This window comes from Ancylobacter sp. VNQ12, assembly GCF_049445835.1.
Taxonomy (GTDB): domain Bacteria; phylum Pseudomonadota; class Alphaproteobacteria; order Rhizobiales; family Xanthobacteraceae; genus Ancylobacter.
The window spans coordinates 189,039-206,692 of record NZ_JBMSDU010000001.1; the positions used below are offsets into that span (position 1 = coordinate 189,039).

The 17,654-nt window shown below is 67.7% G+C and carries 15 protein-coding genes; 5 read left to right on the forward strand and 10 right to left on the reverse strand.

Going from position 1 to position 17,654, the window contains the following annotated elements:
- Positions 1-55 precede the first annotated feature (55 nt).
- Positions 56-5,833 (forward strand): hypothetical protein, encoded by a 5,778-nt coding sequence (locus ACO2RV_RS00825; RefSeq protein ID WP_423288806.1) that lies wholly within the window; start codon positions 56-58, stop codon positions 5,831-5,833.
- Positions 5,834-5,888: 55 nt separating this feature from the next.
- Here the strand turns inward: ACO2RV_RS00825 and ACO2RV_RS00830 are convergent, their stop codons facing one another.
- On the reverse strand, positions 5,889-6,509 hold the full coding sequence (locus ACO2RV_RS00830) for a LysE/ArgO family amino acid transporter (RefSeq protein ID WP_423288808.1): 621 nt from the start codon (positions 6,507-6,509) through the stop codon (positions 5,889-5,891).
- A gap of 73 nt (positions 6,510-6,582) precedes the next feature.
- On the opposite strand from ACO2RV_RS00830, the gene ACO2RV_RS00835 reads away from it, so the two are divergent.
- The gene (locus ACO2RV_RS00835; RefSeq protein ID WP_423288810.1) at positions 6,583-7,482 is read left to right on the forward strand and encodes a LysR family transcriptional regulator ArgP; all 900 of its coding nucleotides are present in this window, start codon (positions 6,583-6,585) and stop codon (positions 7,480-7,482) included.
- 54 nt (positions 7,483-7,536) lie between these two features.
- On the opposite strand, the gene ACO2RV_RS00840 is transcribed toward ACO2RV_RS00835, so the two are convergent.
- The 7 genes from ACO2RV_RS00840 to soxY all read right to left on the reverse strand — a co-directional run bounded on the left by ACO2RV_RS00840 (position 7,537) and on the right by soxY (position 14,063).
- Positions 7,537-8,853: an FCSD flavin-binding domain-containing protein gene (locus ACO2RV_RS00840; protein WP_423288812.1), complete on the reverse strand. Its 1,317-nt coding sequence runs from the start codon at positions 8,851-8,853 to the stop codon at positions 7,537-7,539.
- Between the two features lie 3 nt (positions 8,854-8,856).
- A complete protein-coding gene (locus ACO2RV_RS00845; RefSeq protein WP_423288814.1) occupies positions 8,857-9,393 on the reverse strand; it encodes a DsrE family protein in 537 nt (178 codons plus the stop codon).
- A 45-nt stretch (positions 9,394-9,438) separates the two neighbouring features.
- Entirely contained in the window at positions 9,439-10,110 is a 672-nt protein-coding gene (locus ACO2RV_RS00850) for a c-type cytochrome (RefSeq protein WP_423288816.1), read from the reverse strand.
- Entirely contained in the window at positions 10,094-11,371 is a 1,278-nt protein-coding gene (soxC, locus tag ACO2RV_RS00855; RefSeq protein ID WP_423288818.1) for a sulfite dehydrogenase, read from the reverse strand. Before soxC ends, ACO2RV_RS00850 begins: the two co-directional genes overlap by 17 nt.
- A 75-nt stretch (positions 11,372-11,446) precedes the next feature.
- Entirely contained in the window at positions 11,447-13,141 is a 1,695-nt protein-coding gene (gene soxB / locus ACO2RV_RS00860) for a thiosulfohydrolase SoxB (protein WP_423288820.1), read from the reverse strand.
- 62 nt (positions 13,142-13,203) lie between these two features.
- On the reverse strand, positions 13,204-13,533 hold the full coding sequence (gene soxZ / locus ACO2RV_RS00865) for a thiosulfate oxidation carrier complex protein SoxZ (protein ID WP_423288822.1): 330 nt from the start codon (positions 13,531-13,533) through the stop codon (positions 13,204-13,206).
- Positions 13,534-13,598: 65 nt separating this feature from the next.
- Positions 13,599-14,063, reverse strand: coding sequence for a thiosulfate oxidation carrier protein SoxY (gene soxY, locus ACO2RV_RS00870; protein WP_423288824.1), 465 nt, complete (start codon positions 14,061-14,063; stop codon positions 13,599-13,601).
- Positions 14,064-14,289: 226 nt separating this feature from the next.
- Here soxY and soxA point away from each other — a divergent pair, with 226 nt between their 5' ends.
- On the forward strand, positions 14,290-15,159 hold the full coding sequence (gene soxA, locus ACO2RV_RS00875; protein ID WP_423288826.1) for a sulfur oxidation c-type cytochrome SoxA: 870 nt from the start codon (positions 14,290-14,292) through the stop codon (positions 15,157-15,159).
- A gap of 11 nt (positions 15,160-15,170) precedes the next feature.
- A complete protein-coding gene (gene soxX / locus ACO2RV_RS00880) occupies positions 15,171-15,797 on the forward strand; it encodes a sulfur oxidation c-type cytochrome SoxX (RefSeq protein WP_423288828.1) in 627 nt (208 codons plus the stop codon).
- Positions 15,798-15,805: 8 nt separating this feature from the next.
- Here soxX and ACO2RV_RS00885 read toward each other — a convergent pair whose 3' ends face one another.
- Together ACO2RV_RS00885 and ACO2RV_RS00890 are read right to left on the reverse strand one after the other, a co-directional pair.
- The gene (locus tag ACO2RV_RS00885; RefSeq protein WP_423288830.1) at positions 15,806-16,390 is read right to left on the reverse strand and encodes a SoxW family protein; all 585 of its coding nucleotides are present in this window, start codon (positions 16,388-16,390) and stop codon (positions 15,806-15,808) included.
- Positions 16,387-17,112, reverse strand: coding sequence for a cytochrome c biogenesis CcdA family protein (locus ACO2RV_RS00890; RefSeq protein WP_423288832.1), 726 nt, complete (start codon positions 17,110-17,112; stop codon positions 16,387-16,389). The genes ACO2RV_RS00885 and ACO2RV_RS00890 overlap by 4 nt, the downstream gene beginning before the upstream one ends.
- Positions 17,113-17,235: 123 nt before the next feature.
- Between ACO2RV_RS00890 and ACO2RV_RS00895 the strand changes: the two genes are divergently transcribed.
- Entirely contained in the window at positions 17,236-17,616 is a 381-nt protein-coding gene (locus ACO2RV_RS00895; RefSeq protein ID WP_423288834.1) for a thioredoxin fold domain-containing protein, read from the forward strand.
- Positions 17,617-17,654 lie beyond the last annotated feature (38 nt).

Below are 17,654 nucleotides of genomic sequence, written 5' to 3' on the forward strand. Positions count from 1 at the left end.
ACGGCCTTGGCTGCGGCGGGGCGGCCGCGTGCGGGGTGGGGCGATGAGCTGTCATATGCGGCCGGGGCGTGGCCGCTTGCTCGGCATATGCCTCGCCCGGCTTCTCGCGGTCTCGGCTCTGATAGCGCCGTCGCTGGCGCTGGGGCAAAGCCAGACCGGCATTTGTGCGGCAACTCCCGGTCCGAACGGTACATTCAGTTTCGCGGGCAACTGCCAGGGAAGTTCGTCGAGCCTGATCGGTCTCACCGGCACCGGCGCGACCGGGCCGGGTGGATCGGGCGCCGATCTGTTCGAGAGCGCGACGGATGGCGGACCGGGCGTGGTCGGCCCCGCCCTGACCCTCGAATTGTCCTCCGGGGCGCTGCTGATCCAATCGGCCAACGGTGGCAACGGCCTCTATTTCAGCAGCACCGGCGGGACCGGTGGCACCGGCGGGCATGACGCGGACTTTCGTCATGCCGGCGACGGCGGCAGCGGCGGCGACGGCGGCGTCATCACGGTCACCATCGACGCCGACGCTTCGGTGAGCACGACCGGTTATAATGCCGACGCCGTCTTTGCCATCAGTAGCGGCGGCGTCGGCGGCCAGGGCGGAGCGGACGTCGATGGCGGCCTTGGCGACGGCAATGGCGGGCCGGGCGGCAATGGCGGCGACATCAGCATCGTCAACAATGGCGCGCTGAGCACCAGCGGCACCTACAGCTCGGCCATCTTCGCCCATAGCGACGGCGGGGCGGGCGGCGCGGGGGCTCCGGCCCAGAGCTTCTTCGGCAATGGCGGCTCGGGTGGCGTCGGCGGCAATTCCGGCGCCGATGTCACCGCGACCAATGCCGGAACCGCCAGTACCAGCGCCGACAATTCCGCCGCGATCGTGCTGCAGAGCGTCGGTGGCAATGGCGGGGACGGCGGCGGCGGGCAGGGCGCGTTCTATTCGCAGGGTGGCGGCGGCGGCAATGGCGGCAATGGCCGCGACATCGACTTCACCAATAGCGGCACCATCCAGACCCAGGGCGACCATGCCGACGCGGTGGACGCCTATTCGATCGGCGGCGGCGGCGGCCATGGCGGCTCGGCACTGACCGCAGGCGAGTTCATCGGTGTCGCCATCGGCGGCTCCGGCGGCGGGGGTGGCGATTCCGGCAATGTCACTGTCACCAACGCGGGCAGCATCGTTGCGGCCGGCACCAATGCCAAGGGCATCGTGGCTTCCTCCATCGGCGGCGGCGGAGGCGACGCGAACGCCGTCACCGACATCACCTATGGCCTGAGCCTCGCCTGGAACTTCTCCTTCGGCGGCAGCGGCGGCATGGGCGGCACCGGCAGCGTGGTGAACGTGACCAACCAGGTGGGTGGCAGCATCTTCACGGGCGTCCCGTCCGACGACACGCCGCAGGATCCCGGCAACACACCCATTCCCGGCGATCATGCCAGCGGCATCCTCGCGCAGTCGCTCGGCGGCGGCGGCGGTCATGGCGCCCAGACGATCAGCGTCGCCGCCTCCGCCGGCTATGCCGACCTGTCGCTCGGCGTGGCGCTGGGTGGCTCCGGCGGTTCCGGCGGCAATGGCGGCGCGGTCACCGTCTCCTCGGACGGGGCGATCACCACCCATGCGCGCCTCGCGGACGGCATCCTCGCCCAGTCAATCGGCGGTGGCGGGGGCAAGGGCGGCACCGCCATCAACGTGGACGCTTCCGTTGGCGAATATGCCGGCAATCTGTCGGTCGCGCTGGGTGGCACGGGCGGCAGCGGCGGCGACGGCGGTGCGGTGTCGGCCGAACTCGGCGGCGCCATCATCACCTATTCCAGCCAGTCGCGCGGCATTCTCGCCCAGTCCGTCGGCGGGGGCGGCGGCAGCGGCGGAAACATCTTGGACGTCGACGCGGCGGTCGGTAACAACGCCGTCAATCTCGGCGTTGTCCTTGGCGGCTCAGGCGGCGGTGGTGGAACGGGCGGCACCGTGTCGGTGACCACCGATGCCGGCAGTTCCATCGCGACCCTCGGCCATTACTCGGACGGCATCCTCGCCCAGTCCATCGGCAGCGGCGGCGGCAATGGCGGCTCGGTCAACAGCTACGCCATCTCCGCCATCAATGGCAGCGGTCTGGCGGCGAGCGCGGACATCGGCGTCGGTGGCAATGGAGGGATCGGCGGCGGCGCCGATGCGGTCACCGTCTCGCAAGCCGGTTCGATCACCACGGCAGGCGATCACGCGACCGGCCTGTTCGCGCAGTCGGTCGGTGGCGGCGGCGGCATCGGCGGATCGGTCTTCGAACTGTCGGTGGCGGCGTCGCTCGACGCCAAGGATGCTCAGGGCAACGCGCTGGGCGGACGCGACATCTCGGCGGCGATCTCGGTGGGCGGGAACGGCGGCGCCGGCAATATGGGTGGCCCCGTCACCGTCAATCTCCAGTCCGGCACCACGATTGCGACCACGGGTGAACATGCCGCGGCCGTCGTCGCCCAATCCGTCGGTGGCGGTGGCGGCGCCGGCGGCGTCGCCCACAGCTTCGCCGTCTCGACGCCGGTGCCGACCAGTCCGCAGCGCCTGATCGACCAGATCGCCCAATGGATGGTGATGGCGCAGAAGATCTTCGACAAGAAGTCCGACTCCGGCGAGCCGGACGGTCAGTACAAGAGTGGCCTGGAGGCCTCCGTCAGCGTCGGCGGCAGCGGTGGCGTGGCCGGCATGGGCGGCGACGTCGCGGTCAATCTCGCATCCGGAATCTCCGTCCAGACAAGCGGCGGACATTCGGCGGGCCTGCACGCCCAGTCGGTTGGCGGTGGCGGCGGCATCGGCGCCATCGCCAACAGCAACGGATTCGCCGGCTTCGGCGAATATGGGCTGCAACTCAGCCTCGGCGGCAATGGCGGAAACGGCAATGATGGCGGCGAGGTGCTGGTCGCCGGCAGCGGTCCCGACGGCACGACGGTCGGCATCGCGACCAGCGGTCAGCAATCCCCCGGCATCCTCGCCCAGTCGGTCGGCGGCGGCGGTGGTGCCGGCGCCAGTGCCGACAGCACAAGTTACAGCGTGCCCGGCCTCAGCAAGAAATCGCTGCAGTTCGCGCTCGGGGGCAATGGCGGGGCGCAGGGCGAGGGCGGCGGTGTCACCGTGACGGGAGCCCCGAACATCGCGACCTCGGGTGGCGGCTCCGCGGCGATCCTCGCGCAGTCCATCGGTGGCGGCGGCGGGCTCGCCGGCGGCAGTTCCGCGACCGGCCTGATCAGCCTGAGCCTGGGAGGTTCCGGCGGCGGCGGCGGCGATGGCCGCGAAGTCAACATCGAGGGCGATTCGACGCTGGCAACGTCCGGTGCGGCAAGCGCCGGTATCATCGCCCAATCCATCGGTGCCGGCGGCGGCGCCGGCGGCATCTCTACGGCGACCTTTCTCGGAATGGATGCGGGCCTGCACCTCAGCCTGGGCGGGGATGGCGGAGTGGCGGGGCAGGGTGGTCAGGTTGGCGTCCGGTGGACCGGTACAATCCAGACCTCGGGAGCCGTCTCGATGGGTATCTTCGCCCAGTCGATCGGCGGTGGCGGCGGGCTCATCCAGGCCGACAATGCGACGGTGGTCGGCGGCCCTATCCCGATCATGGCATCACAGCTTGGCGGGGCGGGCGACGGCGGCACGGTGATCGCCGGTGACGACCCGCAGGACGTTGTCGCCATCACCACCACCGGGGACGGCGCCCACGGCATCGTGGCGCAATCCATCGGCGGCGGCGGCGCGGCGCTGGTCATCGACCAGCCCACGGTGCAGTTCGACATCACCCGTACGGAGGGCGGAAGCCCGAGCGGCAGCGGCGGCGACGTTCAGGTCATGCTGAACGGCAGCGTCGCGACATCCGGTGCGAATGCCTATGGCATCGTCGCCCAGAGCCTGACCAATGCCACGGTCCTGTTCGGCACGGACGGCATCGAGATCGTGCAGGAGCCGACACCGTCGCGGCAGGGGTCGGTCCGGGTGCTGCTACAAGGTTCCATCGCGACCAGCGGCAGCGGCGCGCACGGCATCGCCACCTACATGAACACCACCAATGGCGCGGGCGGCATGCCGGTCGTGGAGGTGGACGGCTCGATCCGTGTTTCCGGCGGGCAGGCTTGGGGCATCTACACCACCAACGGGCAGTCTGGCCTCGACGTGCCTGCCACCTCAGAGCTGACGACCAGCGTGCGCGTCGTGGCCGGCGGCACGGTCAGCGCCACCGGCAGCGCCGCCGGCGCCATCAACATGGCCGACTGGAACGGCATCGTCTCCGCGGACATCGCGGGAACGGTCAGCGCCCCCGACGGCATCGCGCTTCAGACCAATGCCAGCGGCGGGCTGAATGTCCATACGGGCGGCGTGGTCATCGGCGACATCGTGGCGACCGGCGCGAACTTCGACGTCGGCAACGCCGGCGCGATAACCGGCTCGGTGTCCGGCGTCGCGAACTACTCGATCTTCGGTGGCGCTCATTTCCTGCGTTTCGACCCGACTGCCACGCTGGGAAGCGACTCCATTTCGGTGCAGCAGTTGCAGGTGCCGGCCGACAGCATCAGTCCCGTGCTGATCGCGCTGCCGAACGGCAGCGTGGCGGCGACGCGCATTATCGTCCTCGGGGGAGGGACGGACCTCACGCCCTTGCCGGCAGACCAGGGCGAGATGGCCTATGGACTGTCCAGCGGCTCCGTAGCGACGCAGTACAGCTATGCCTTCACCCAGACCACCGCGTCGATCACCGGCGTGTCGATCGACTTCACCCGTGGCGGCTTTTCCGGCAACACGCAGCAATTGGCGGCGCTGGCCAACAGCCATCTCACCGGCTGGCCGAGCGACGCGCCCGCTTCCCCCACCGCGCTCTACACGCTGCTCGTCAACGCTGCCAATGCGACGACCGGCACCCAGTTGGCGCAATATCTCCTGAGCCTCGACGCGACCGCCGGCTACGCCTCGGTGCAGCAGAGCGCGGCTGCGGCCAGCGCCGCCCATACCGGCATGCAGAGCTGCGGCGACCCGGTCGGCCTCTATTCGCTGATCGACCAGAGCCAGTGCAACTGGGGCAAGGCGATCTACAGCGTGACCACGCTGCGCGACGGCGACCAGCGGGACACCTCGGCGGGCGTCAGCCTCGGGCGGCAGGGCGAGGTGAACGACAAGGTCTATGTCGGCGCCAGCTTCGCCTATGAATCGACGAGCTTCGACGGTATCGGCAGCTCCAGCGATGGCGACCGCATCAGCCTCGGCGGCATCGCCAAATATATCGACGGGCCGTTCTACACCTCGGCGTCGGTGGTCGGCAGTTATGGCTGGGCGGACGGGTCGCGCTATTCCACCCTGCCATGGGTCGCCGGCCTCGCCAGTTCGGACCAGGAGACATGGGCCCTGACCGGCCGGCTGCGCGCCGGCTATGTGTTCAAGTTCGGTGAACTGGAGTTGATGCCGCTGGTCGATTTCGACATGCTGGGCATCTTCGACCGTGGTTATACCGAACAGGGGCTCGACGACCTCTCCCTCGCCGTCGCTCCGTCCAACAACGTGCTGTTCGATCTGCGGCCGGCATTGCGCATCGGCGGGACGACGCGGATCGGTGAGGCCTTCATCACCAGCTATATCGAGGCGGGCGCCCTGTTCGCGCTGAATGAGGGCTCGGTCGACGTCTCGCTGGTGAATGGCCCCAACCCGGCAGCCAGCGTGCCGCTCGCTCTCGAACGGGACGATGTGATGGGCACGTTCGCGCTCAGCACTGCGATCGACTGGAAGGCTTATGAATTGCGCCTGCTCTATGAGGGCGCATGGGGCGACACCACCGTCAGCCAGACCGGCAGCCTGAAGTTCGCCGTCAAGTTCTGACGCCGGGCGGCGTCGAAGCTACCCGGAAGCGGCGGTGGCGATCGCGGTCCGGCGGTTAGCCCAGTGCGCGTGCCGCGAGCGAGGCCGCGAGGGTCAGCATTACGATCCCGACAAAGGCATCGAGGACGCGCCACGCCACCTGCCTGGTAAAGTGCGGACGCAGCAGCCGTGCGCCATAGCCTAGGGCGGCGAACCAGGCGAAGCTCGCTGCCGCGGCCCCCACGACGAAAAATGGCCGAAGCGCCTCGGGCTGAGACGAGCCCGCGGCTCCCATCAGCAGGACCGTGTCGAGATAAACGTGCGGATTGAGCAGCGTGAAGCCCGCCGTGGCCATGAGCGCACGCGTCAGCGTAATGCCGCGGGTCTCGATGACCGCCATCGCCTCCGACACCGTGATCCGCCGCAAGGCCCGGATTCCGTACCATGCGAGAAAGGCGGAGCCCGCCAGGGCGAGCAACGTGGCAAGCTGGGGCACGGCGGCGAGGAAGGCGCCGACCCCCGCGACGCCCGCCATGATGAGCAGCGCGTCGGCTGCCCCGCAGAACAGCACGATAGCGCCCACATGCTCCCGCCGCAGTCCCTGCCGCAGCACGAAGAGATTTTGCGCGCCGATGGCCATGATCAGCGCGGCGGAGAGCAAGAAGCCGGTGAGAAGGGGCATGAGGGCGTGCGTCATGCGGTCTTCCTGCGTCACCTCGACGGGAAAGTAAAACTTATTATGCTAAAGCTAATGAAGGAGAGCTTCATCCATGCTGGACTATCCCTCGCTTGCCGCCGTCGCCGCCGTGGTGCGGGAGGGTACGTTCGAGCGCGCGGCGGCCGCGCTCGGGATCACGCCTTCCGCCGTCTCGCAGCGGGTGCGGGGGCTGGAGGAGCGCCTCGGCGCGGTCCTTATCGTCCGCGGCCAGCCTTGCGAGGCGACCGAACTCGGCCGCACCCTCTGCGCCCATCTCGATCGTGTGCGCCTGCTTGAGCACGATCTCGCGCCGATGCTCGGCGGCATCGGCGCCAGGACGGGGGAGCGGTTGACGCTGCCGGTGGCGGTGAATGCCGACAGCCTCGCCACCTGGTTTCCATCGGCAGCCGCGGCCTTCGGGCGGATGGCGGATGTGTCGCTGGACCTCGCCCTAGACGATGAGGCGCATACTGCCGAAAGGCTACGTTCCGGCGAAGTGCTGGCCGCGGTGACCGCCGAACACGCGCCGGTTCAGGGATGCCGGACCATCCCGCTGGGCGCGCTGCGCTATGCCGCCTGCGCGAGCCCGGATTTCGCGGGGCTCCACTTTGCTGGCGGCATCAACGCCGAAACGCTCGGCCGCGCCCCGTATCTGCGCTTCGACCGGCGGGATCTTCTCCAGGCGCGCTGGGCGCGCGAGGGCCATGCTGTGGAACTTGTCGGCCCGGTCCACTGGGTGCCGTCGACGCATGGCTTCCTCGACATGACACTGCTCGGGCTGGGCTGGGGCCTGCACCCCTGGGTGATGGTCGAAGACCACATCGCCGCCGGCCGCCTCGTCGAGCTGGCACCGGCTCATCGGGTGGATGTCGCGCTTTACTGGACGGCGGCCCGGCTCCATGCCGGGTCGCTGCGCGGGCTGACGGAGGCGGTTCGCGCGGCGGCGCGCACGGTGCTGGTGGGCTGCGGGTGAGCGCCGGCCGCCTGCCGCATCCGCACGGAAGTCGGCGATCTCATCGCCCCGGCATCAGGGCGTGGATCCTTGCGGCCCTTCCGGCGCGCCGACGATGCGGGTCATGGCGTCTTGAAACCACACATCGCTTTCCCGCGCGTTTCTCTGTCGTAATGCCGCCGGCTCCGAAAGGGCGGACACCGAGCCTTTCACTTCCTTCATGGTGCCGTTCACCGCGGCATAGTCGCCGGTCGTGGTGACGCTGTCGCCGGGAGAGAGAAGGCTCCAGCACTGGCTGGAATAGGATGCGGCGGCGGGCGCGGCGCCGAGCAGCTGCGCCCGCAGCGCGGCGGCCACCGCGACGGACTGGCTGACGGCGGCCGAGGCCGCTTTCGGGATGGGGCTGGCCTGCGCGGCATCGCCGAGCACGTAGATGGCGCGGGCGAGCGTCGAACTCATGTCGTCGGGCCGAACGGGGCAGAAGCCGGTCCGGTCGGTGAGGCCGGACTCCAGGGCGACGGCTCCAGCAGTCTGGGCGGGGATCACATTGACGAGCGCGCAGTCGCGATAGACGCCGAAACCCGTCCGCACCGTCAGGGTGGCGGGATCGACCTCCTCGATCCCCTCATGGATCGAGGGCGGCAGCCATTCGATCATGCCGGGATAGTACCGCTCCCAGCCGTCGAGGAAGAGCGCCATCTTGGCGAAGCGCTCCTTGCAATCGAGGATGATGATCCGGCAACCGCCGCGTCCGGTGGTGCGCAGGCGATGGGCCATCATCGAAGCCCGCTCATAAGGTGCCGGCGGGCAGCGCGAGGGATCAGGCGGTGGCAGGATGACGATCGTGCCGCCATCGGGTACGGCCGCCAATTGCCGGTTGAGCAGGTCGAACTGGGCGCGGCCGATCCAGCCATGCGGCATCCGCTCGCTCGCTGCCAGGCTCCAGCCGGGCACGCTCGCATAATCGAGCCCGATTCCGGGTGCGAGCACGGCGGCGTCGAAGGGCAGGGCCGTGCCGTCCTCCAGCCGGATCGTCCGGCGCGCCGGATCCACCCGCTCGGCACGGCCCCGCACGAGGCGCAGGCCGGCTCGACGAGCAAGCGCCTCATAGCTGAACCAGATGGACGGGCGCGTCTTCATCCCGCCCAGCACGAGATTTGAGCGGCAGAGGGCGAAATAGCCGGGCTCCGGTTCGATCAGCACGATGTCGAGCGGGGCGTCCGCCCAGGCCGCCACTTCGGCGGCGAGCGCGCCGCCGCCGAAGCCGGCCCCGACGATTGCCACCTTCGGTCGCGCCGCGCGCGCCACCGTCGGGAGGGCGAGGCCGGGCTTGGCAAGGGCGCCGAGCGCGAGACCACCCAGCACGGCGCGACGGCCAAGTGCCGCCGCCATCGCTCAGCCGACCTTCATATAGGCGAAGCCCTTGCCCTGGAGCGCCGCGCAGGTGGCGACGCCGGAGGGCACGAAGGAGACGAAGTCGGCCTGCCTTGCCCGCGACAGGTCGAGCTGGTTCCGCTTGAAGGTGATCTCGCAGAGATAGACCTTGAGCCCGTTCTTGGAGATCGCCTCGGCTCGCGCGAACAGTTCCGGCGGCAGCTTCTCGCCGGCCCACATCGTGCCGTCCAGATTGTCGAGGAAGAACTTGATGCCGCCGGCATGCACCACCAGCACGATCTGCAGGGCGAAGGGATCGGCGCCATAGACGGAGTAGTGGTTGCCGATATTGTTCAGCGTCTGGGCGAAGCGGTCGGGATCGCCATAGTCGCAGTGATAGAGGCAGGCGACCTCGGCGTCCTTCTTGATGTCGTCGAGCTTCACCTGGGCGGGCGCGGCGGCGGCGTTCTCGACCGTCAGCGCCGCCCCGCCGGCCGCCAGCCCGGCCATGACCGACCGGCGGCTGATCTCAAGCCTGGGCGTCTCGTTCCTCGGCATGTCGTTCCTCCCTCCGGTTGTTTTGATTGTGTGGCGGCCGAGCTGTCACTCCACCCCGCCGGTCGGCTTGTCGCCGTCCTTCCCGGCGTCGGGCGTAACGTCGAGCACCGCCGCATGGCTGGTGATCTCGACCTTCGGCTTACACTGCTTCATGCACGGATTGGCGTTCCAGAACGCCTTTTCCGTGGTCTCGCGATCGTCGTCGTAGAAATTGGCCTCATTGGGCAGCTGGACGGTGGGGAAGTTCTCCTTTGACAGGACATAGTCGTCCGGGACGACGTCGTTGAGGTAGAGAAGGTAGGCGACAATGGCATAGACCTCGTCCGGCTGCAGCGTCTGCGCGGCGCCGAACGGCATGGCCCGATGCACGTAGTCGTAGACCGTCGAGGTGTTTGGCCAGAACGAGCCGATGGTCTTCTCCGGCCGCTCCGACTTCAGCGTGCCCTGTCCGCCGGCCAGCACCGGCCAGCGTCCGGCGCCCTCGCCGAATTCGCCATGGCATGCGGCGCAGTTGCTCTGGAACAGCGCCTCGCCCTGCGATACCGAGCCCTTGCCTTCGGGCAGGCCGAGGCCGTCGGGACGCACGTCGATGTCCCACGCCTTGATCTCCTCCGGCAAGGCGGGCCGGCCGAGCTTGACCGTCTCGGCGGTGCCGGCGCCGATGAAGGCGAAGAGGAACGCGCCTGCGACGACGCAGGACCTAGCTGACCTCGACATTCTCCGCCTCCCCGTTGCTGCGCACCAGCCAGGTCTGGATGCCGTTATTGTGGTAGATCGAGTTCTGGCCACGCACCGCGCGCAGTTCGGCCTTGGTCGGTTGCAGATAGCCGGTGTCGTCCATGGCGCGCGATTGCAGCAGCAGTTCCTCGCCGTTCCAGTCGAAATCGAGGTAGAAGCGCGTCATCGCGCGCGGCAGCGCCGGGCCCTCGATGCGGGCCGTCGTCCAGTTCTTGCCGCCGTCCAGGGTGACGTCGACGCGGGTGATGGTGCCGCGTCCCGACCAGGCGACGCCGGACACCACGTTCGGCCCCTTGGCGCGCAGCGGCGCCTGCGGGCTGGGATTCGTGACGACGGACTTGGCGTCCATGATGAAGGTGAAGCGGCGCGAGCGTCCATCGGCCAGCAGGTCGGTATATTTCGACGTCTCCTCGCGCTGGCCCCAGGGCTGGTCGCCGACCTCGATCCGCCGCAGCCATTTAATCCACATATTGCCTTCCCAGCCGGGCACGACCAGGCGCAGCGGATAGCCCTGCTCGGGGCGCAGCGCCTCGCCGTTCATCGCCCAGGCGACGAGGCAGTCATCCATCGCCTTCTCGATCGGAATCGAGCGCGTCATGGCCGAGGCGTCGGCGCCCTCGGCGAGCACCCACTTGCCCTTCGGTTTTACTCCGGCGGCTTCGAGGAAGGCCCGCAGCGGCACGCCGGTATAGACGACGTTGTGGATCATGCCGTGGGTGTACTGGCAGCCATTGAGCTGGGCGCCGCGCCATTCCATGCCGCTATTGGCGGCGCATTCAAGGAAGTAGACGCGGTTGGTCCGCCCCGGCATGCGCTTGATGTCCTCCATGGTAAACACCAGCGGCTTGGCGACCAGGCCGTGGATCATGAAGCGATGGCGGGCCGGGTCGATCTCCGCCTCGCCGCCATGATGGCGGACGAAGCACAGCCCGTTCGGCGTGATGATGCCATCGAGCGCGTAGAGCGGGGTGAAGCTCACCGAGCTCTCGCTGCTGGCGGTGAGCCAGGTGACCTCGCGGCGGACGACGTCCTTCTCGAAGGGCGAGGGGGTGCCATAGGGATGGTTGTTGACCCCGGCTCCGAGGGACTGCGTCCATTCGGGAATGTTGACGATGTTGGGATCTGGCGTCGTCTCAGCGGCGGCGGGCCGCACGCCGGCGGCCGCTCCCGCACCGGCAAGGCCGGCGAGCGTGAGGAAGCGGCGGCGGTCGACCCGCGGCTCCGGCTTGGTCTGGCTCATCGCATCCTCCCGGACGGATATTCAAATTCGAATTTATGAATGAGTTGAGCGTGCATCAAATCTTCCATGGCGGTTTCAGGCGCCGGACACCTTGACGAAGGAACTCGGAGCGATGTTCACCGTCTTGCTCGCGGCGACATAGCGCTCGAGCAGCTCCCAGATGGGCGGGCCTTCCACATTCTCGTTCACGCTGGCCCAGCCGGCGACCGCATAGGTCTTGGCGAGGTCGAGTGGTTGGCCGGTCTTGAGGTGGACGAGAGAGGTGATGCGCTTGCCCATGGGCTGGCCGACATCGATCGCGTAGCCGAGGCCGCCCACGCGCACCATGTCGCCGCCGCCCTGGAAGTATGGGTCGGGCGTGAAGATGTTGTCGGCGACGTCCTCCAGCACGTCCTTGAGCTGCTGACCGGTCATCATGTTGCGGTAGCAGGCCGGATAGGTGATCGCCGTGGCGTTGGAAATCGCCTCGAAAGTGATCGGATCGCCCGGCCGCAGGGTGCCGCCCCAGCGGAAGCCCGGCGAGAGGGCGATCTCGGCGTCACGCTCGGTCAGCATGGCCCGGCAGATCATGTCGTCGAAGGTGCCGTTGAAGTTGCCGCGCCGGTAGAGAAGGCTTCCCGCCTGCCCGACCACGCGTCCGAGATCCGCGGCGTAGGGCGCGCGCAGTTCCTTCACCAGCGCCGCCATGTCCGGGTCGGGTGCGATGGCGTCAGAGAACACCGGCAGCAGCCCGTAGCGGAAGCCGGCGACCTTGCCGTCCTTCACGTCGAGATCGAGCCGGGAGATGAACTTGCCATGCGAGCCGGTGGCGATCAGCAGCGTCGAGCCGACCATGACCGGCGCCGGCAGCGCGTCATGAGTATGGCCGGTGAGAATGACGTCGATGCCCTTCACCCGCCCGGCGAGCTTGCGATCGACATCGAAGCCGTTGTGCGAGAGCAGCACGACCACGTCGGCGCCGGCGGCGCGGGCCTCGTCCACCTGTTTCTGCAGGTCTTCCTCGCGCAGGCCGAACTCCCAGTCGGGGATCATCCAGCGCGGGTTGGAGATCGGCGTGCGCGGAAAGGCCTGGCCGATGACCGCGACCTTGGCGCCGCCGCGCTCGAACATCTTGCGACCCTCGAAGACCGGCTCCTGCCATTCGACACTGCGGATGTTCTGCGCCAGGAAGGCGAAGGGAGCCTTGTCGGCGATCTCTTTCACGCGATCGGCGCCGTAGGTGAATTCCCAATGGCCGACCATGGCGTCGGTGCCAAGCGCACCGAAGACGCGCACCATGTCCTCGCCCTTGGTCTGCAGCGAGCTCCAACTGCCCTGAAGCCCATCGCCGCCGTCGAGCAGCAGGACGTTGCTTTCCCCGCGCGCGGCGCGGATGGCCTTCACCAGCGTGGCGATGCGGTCGACGCCGCCCATGCGCCCATAGGTCCCGGCCAGCGCATCGAAATCGAGGCTGGTGAGGGAATAGGCTTCCGGCCCGCCGGCGGCGAGTTTGTAGTAGGCGAGGAGGGCTTCGTCGACGAGATGCGGCGGCAGGCCGCGCGCCTCGCCGACACCGATGTTGACCGACGGCTCGCGGAAGTAGATCGGCGCGAGCTGCGCGTGCAGGTCGGTGGTGTGCAGGATGGTCAGCGTGCCCACGGGATCGAAGCGCAGTATGTCGTCCTGCGTCATCTTTCCCGCGCGGGCCGCCTGGGCGAAGGCACCGCGGGCGCCGGATGCGAGCATCCCGGCAGCCATCGCGGCGATCACGAAATCGCGGCGTGAGATCATGTGGCAAGTCCCTGCTGGCAGGCCATCCTTGTCGGACGCCGGCCCGTGATGCGGCGGACGGATCAGGCGACGGTGAGCTTGGCGCTCGCCGTCTGTTCGGAGCCGTCGTCGTCCTTCCAGGTGAAGGTGAACTCGCCCGATTCAGACGCCTTGTAGAAGAAGGCCTGATACGGGTTCGCCGAGATGGAGGTGAACCAGTCCGCCTCGAAGAAGGTCTTGCCGTTGAAGGCCGCGGTGAACTTGTTGATGATGGCGCGCGGAATGGGCTTGCCGGTGGAATCCTTGCGCTGCCCGCTTTCCATCTCATGCGAGATGAGGGTCTTGATCTCGATGATCTCACCGGCCTTCGCTTCGGAAGGCGCCTTGACGCGCGGCTTGGACTTGATGGCCATGTTGGCGTTTCCTTGTCGTTTCCCCAGGTGTCGTTGCGCGCGGCCCTCCGGGCCGGACGCGCCGCTCAGCCGCCGCAGCCGCCGATGGTGACCTTCACCTGCGCCTTGGCGGTGAAGAGCGCGCCGTTCGACATCTCGGCCACTGCGACGACGTTCTGCGTCTGGGCAAGGCGCATGCGGACCGAGGCCGCCGCCTTCCCGGACTGGGGTGTGAACTTGTAGGTCACGACCTGGGGCAGCGGGTTGCCGTCGGCGAAGACATGGACGGCCTTGACGTAGTCCTGCTCCGTCATTGGGCTTTCCACGTCGATGTTGAGCGGCACGACGAGGCCGTTTTCGGCGATTTCGGGCAGATCCAGCTTGATCTTGCCCGGCGCCATCGGCTTGTCGCCATAGAGCTTCTTGAGCTCGGCCGCGGTTGCTTCCTCGGTCGCCATGACGAGGTGCGGGGCGAGCGCCGCCGCCAGCATGGCGGTCAGGCCAAGCCCCATGGTTTCCCGTCGCGACGGAGTCCAACTGCGAAGTTGCATCAGGCGTCCTCCTGCTGGCGTCGAGCGCCAACTCTTTGTTTTTGCTTTGATTGTATCGTCAGCGATCATTTTTGCCGGTGACGAACATACATATTGTGATATTAAATTTTTTGAATGTAAAGTGGGCTATCGAGCGATCGCCAAAGCTTATCATCGCTCGCCACGGAGACCGCTTCAACACTCTCGCAAGAAGGGTGAGGCCGCGGCTCAACAGCTGGGGAAGCACATGCCCAAGGAACAGATACGACCCAAGGAACACGCCCAACCGACACGGCGCTTCATCGCCGGGTGCCTGGCCCTCGCCCTCCTCGCGCTGCCCTTCATCCTGACCACCGCGCAGGGCGCCGAGGACGAGAGCGAGAAAGAGATCGAACGCTACCGGCAGATGATCGAAGACCCGATGGCCAATCCGGGCTACCTCAATGTCGACCGGGGCGAAGTGCTGTGGAGCGAGCCGCGCGGCACCAAGAATGTCTCGCTGGAAAGCTGCGATCTCGGGGAGGGCCCCGGCAAGCTGGAGGGCGCCTATGCTCACCTGCCGCGCTATTTCGCCGATACCGACAAGGTGATGGATGTCGAGCAGCGCCTGCTCTGGTGCATGCAGACGATCCAGGGGCTGGATACCAAGCCGATCATGGCCAAGCCGTTCTCCGGACCGGGGCGTACCTCGGACATGGAGGACCTGGTCGCCTTCATCGCCAACAAGTCCGATGGCATGGAAATCCATGTCGCACTGGCGACGCCGCAGGAAAAGGAGATGTACGCGATCGGCGAGGCGCTCTTCTTCCGGCGCTCCTCGATCAACGACTTCTCCTGCTCCACCTGCCACGGCGCTGCCGGCAAGCGCATCCGATTGCAGGCGCTGCCGCAGCTCGACGTCCCCGGCAAGGATGCGCAGCTGACCATGAGCACATGGCCGACCTACCGCGTCTCGCAGAGCGCGCTGCGCACCATGCAGCACCGCATGTGGGACTGTTACCGGCAGATGCGCATGCCGCCGCCCGACTACGGTTCGGACGTCGTGACCGCGCTCACTCTCTACCTGACGAAACAGGCCGAGGGCGGTGAGCTCAAAGTGCCGTCGATCAAGCGGTGAGGGAGGCGAAGATGAGAGTTCACACGTTCCTGAAGCGCGCGGCATTGGCTGGCGTCGTCGCCCTTCTGCCGCTGGCCGCTCCCGCCCAGGAGGCGCCCACCATCGATGCGGCCCGCGTCGACGCGGTGGTCAAGGCGGGCTTCACCAAACTGCCGGAGGGGTGGGGGCCCCGTCTCCAGCAGGACGAGACGCAGCGCATCTGCTCGCTCACGCGCAACAATCCCTCGCCGGATCAGGCAGCCGCGATCATGAAGAGTGAGGAGGTGCGGGTCATCTTCCCCGCGGACTCGGTCCTCGGCGACTGGAAGGAGGGGGCCAAGGTCGCGCAGAATGGCCGGGGCGGGCAGTTCAGCGATCCGCCCGGCACGGTAAGTGGGGGCAATTGCTATGCCTGCCATCAGCTCGATCCCAAGGAGGTGAGCTACGGCACGCTCGGCCCGAGCCTTGCCGGCTATGGCCGCGACCGCAATTACGATCTGGCCGACGCGAAGGCGACCTTCGCCAAGGTCTATGACGCGCAGGCCTCGCTCGCCTGTTCGAGCATGCCGCGCTTCGGCGTCAACGGGGTGCTGACCGAGCAGCAGATCAAGGACGTGGTGGCGTATCTGTTCGATCCGAATTCGCCGGTCAACAAATAGCCGACCACCTACGGCGCCTTCTGCGCCGCCATCCAGGCTTCGAAGCCGGTGCTTTCATAGGCGCCGGCTTCGACATATCTGAACATGGCCAGGAATTCGGGCTTGGGCAGCAGGCCCGGCAGGCGGGCGACCTCGGCGACTTGGCCGTTGCGGCGGCCGAAGAACTGGAAGGTCGGCGTGGCGCGCACGGCGTAAGCGCCGGCCAGCGCCTTCTCCGTCAGCACCGCGCCGTCGAAACCCGTCACCTCGCGCGATCCGTAGATGTCGATATGCACGACGTCGAAATGATCGCGCACATAAGCCTCGATGGCCGGATCGGCGAAATATTCGGTGTGCAGCCGCTTGCAGAGCGGGCAGCCGCGCTGGCTCCATTGCAGGGCGAAGCCCTTTCCCTTCGCCTTTGCGGCTTCCTCATCCTCGCGCAGGTCGAGAAAGCTCTCCACGTACCAGTCCTGCACATAGAGCCCGTCATCGCCGAGGCGTGGCGCTGCGCGAGCAAGGGCGGGCGCCAGCAGGAGCGCTCCCGCGCCGAGGGGGAGCGAACGGCGGGTCAGGCGGACATCCATGATCGGCTCCATCGCGGGCGCGCTCATCCGATCGCGCCGAGGGTGGGGAAGGCGTCGAGCAGCCAGGCGGACAGTTGCGGCATCCATCCGACGATAAAGACGAGGCCGGTGGCGACCAGCAGCACGCCGGACGCCTTCTCGACCAGACCGAGCCGTGAGCGCATCGCCGCCGACCAGCGCAGGAATCCCGTCGAAAAGGCCGCCGCGGCAATGAAGGGCAGGCCGATCCCGGCCGCGTAGGCGGTAAGCAGCAGCACGCCCTTGGCCAGCGAATCCTCGGTTCCGGCGATGATCAGGATCATCGACAGGATCGGTCCGACGCACGGCGTCCAGCCAAAGCCGAAGGCGAGGCCGACGAGATAAGCCCCGGCAAGACCCGCCGGCGCGCGCGCGACATTCGGCGCCACCCGTCGGTAGAGCAGTGAAATGCGCAGCGCCCCGAGAAAATGCAGGCCGAACAGGATCAGCATGGCCCCGGCGACGATGGTCAAGGCCGGCGCGTGCAGGGCAAGCCACCGGCCGAACTGCGAGGCCGTGGCGCCGAGCAGGATGAAGACGCTCGAAAAGCCGGCGACGAATGCCATGGAGAGGTAGACCAGCCGCGCGCGCGTCGCGCCCGCACTGGTGACGCCGCGACCGGCACCGCCCAGGAAGCCGAGATAGGCCGGCACGAGCGGCAGCACGCAGGGTGAGGCGAAGGACAGGAGGCCGGCCCCGAAGGCCCCCGGAAGCGTGATATCCAGCGACACGGCATTTCCCCAAGGTCGCCCCCGCTCTGCGGCGGATTGACCATCGAATTCATATTCGAATGCGTTTATATAACGAATGCGATGCGACGTCATCGGGCGGAAGTCTGGGAAGGCCGGTTTCACATGAAGATGAACGGGAAATGCCGCCTTACCGGCCTTGCCGGTGTCTTCGCGCTCGCTTCCCTGTCGGGCGCCTCGCCTCTGTGGGCGGCCGAACTTTTGGTGTTCGAGCAGCCGGGCTGCGTCTGGTGCCAGCGCTTCGACCGCGAGATCGCTCCCATCTATCCCAAGACCGAGGAGGGGCGTCTGGCGCCGCTGCGCCGGCTCGATCTCGGCGACGAGGATGCCGCGCTGGCCACTCTGGCCGCGCCCGTGCGCTACACCCCTACCTTCGTGCTGGTCGAGGATGGGCGCGAGGTGGGGCGGATACCCGGCTATGCCGGCGAGGACGCCTTCTGGGGACTGCTCGCGGAATTGACGAAGAAATTGCCGCGGACGCCATGACGCTTTTGCAGGCGGGGCGAGTCCGATAGGCTGGAGGT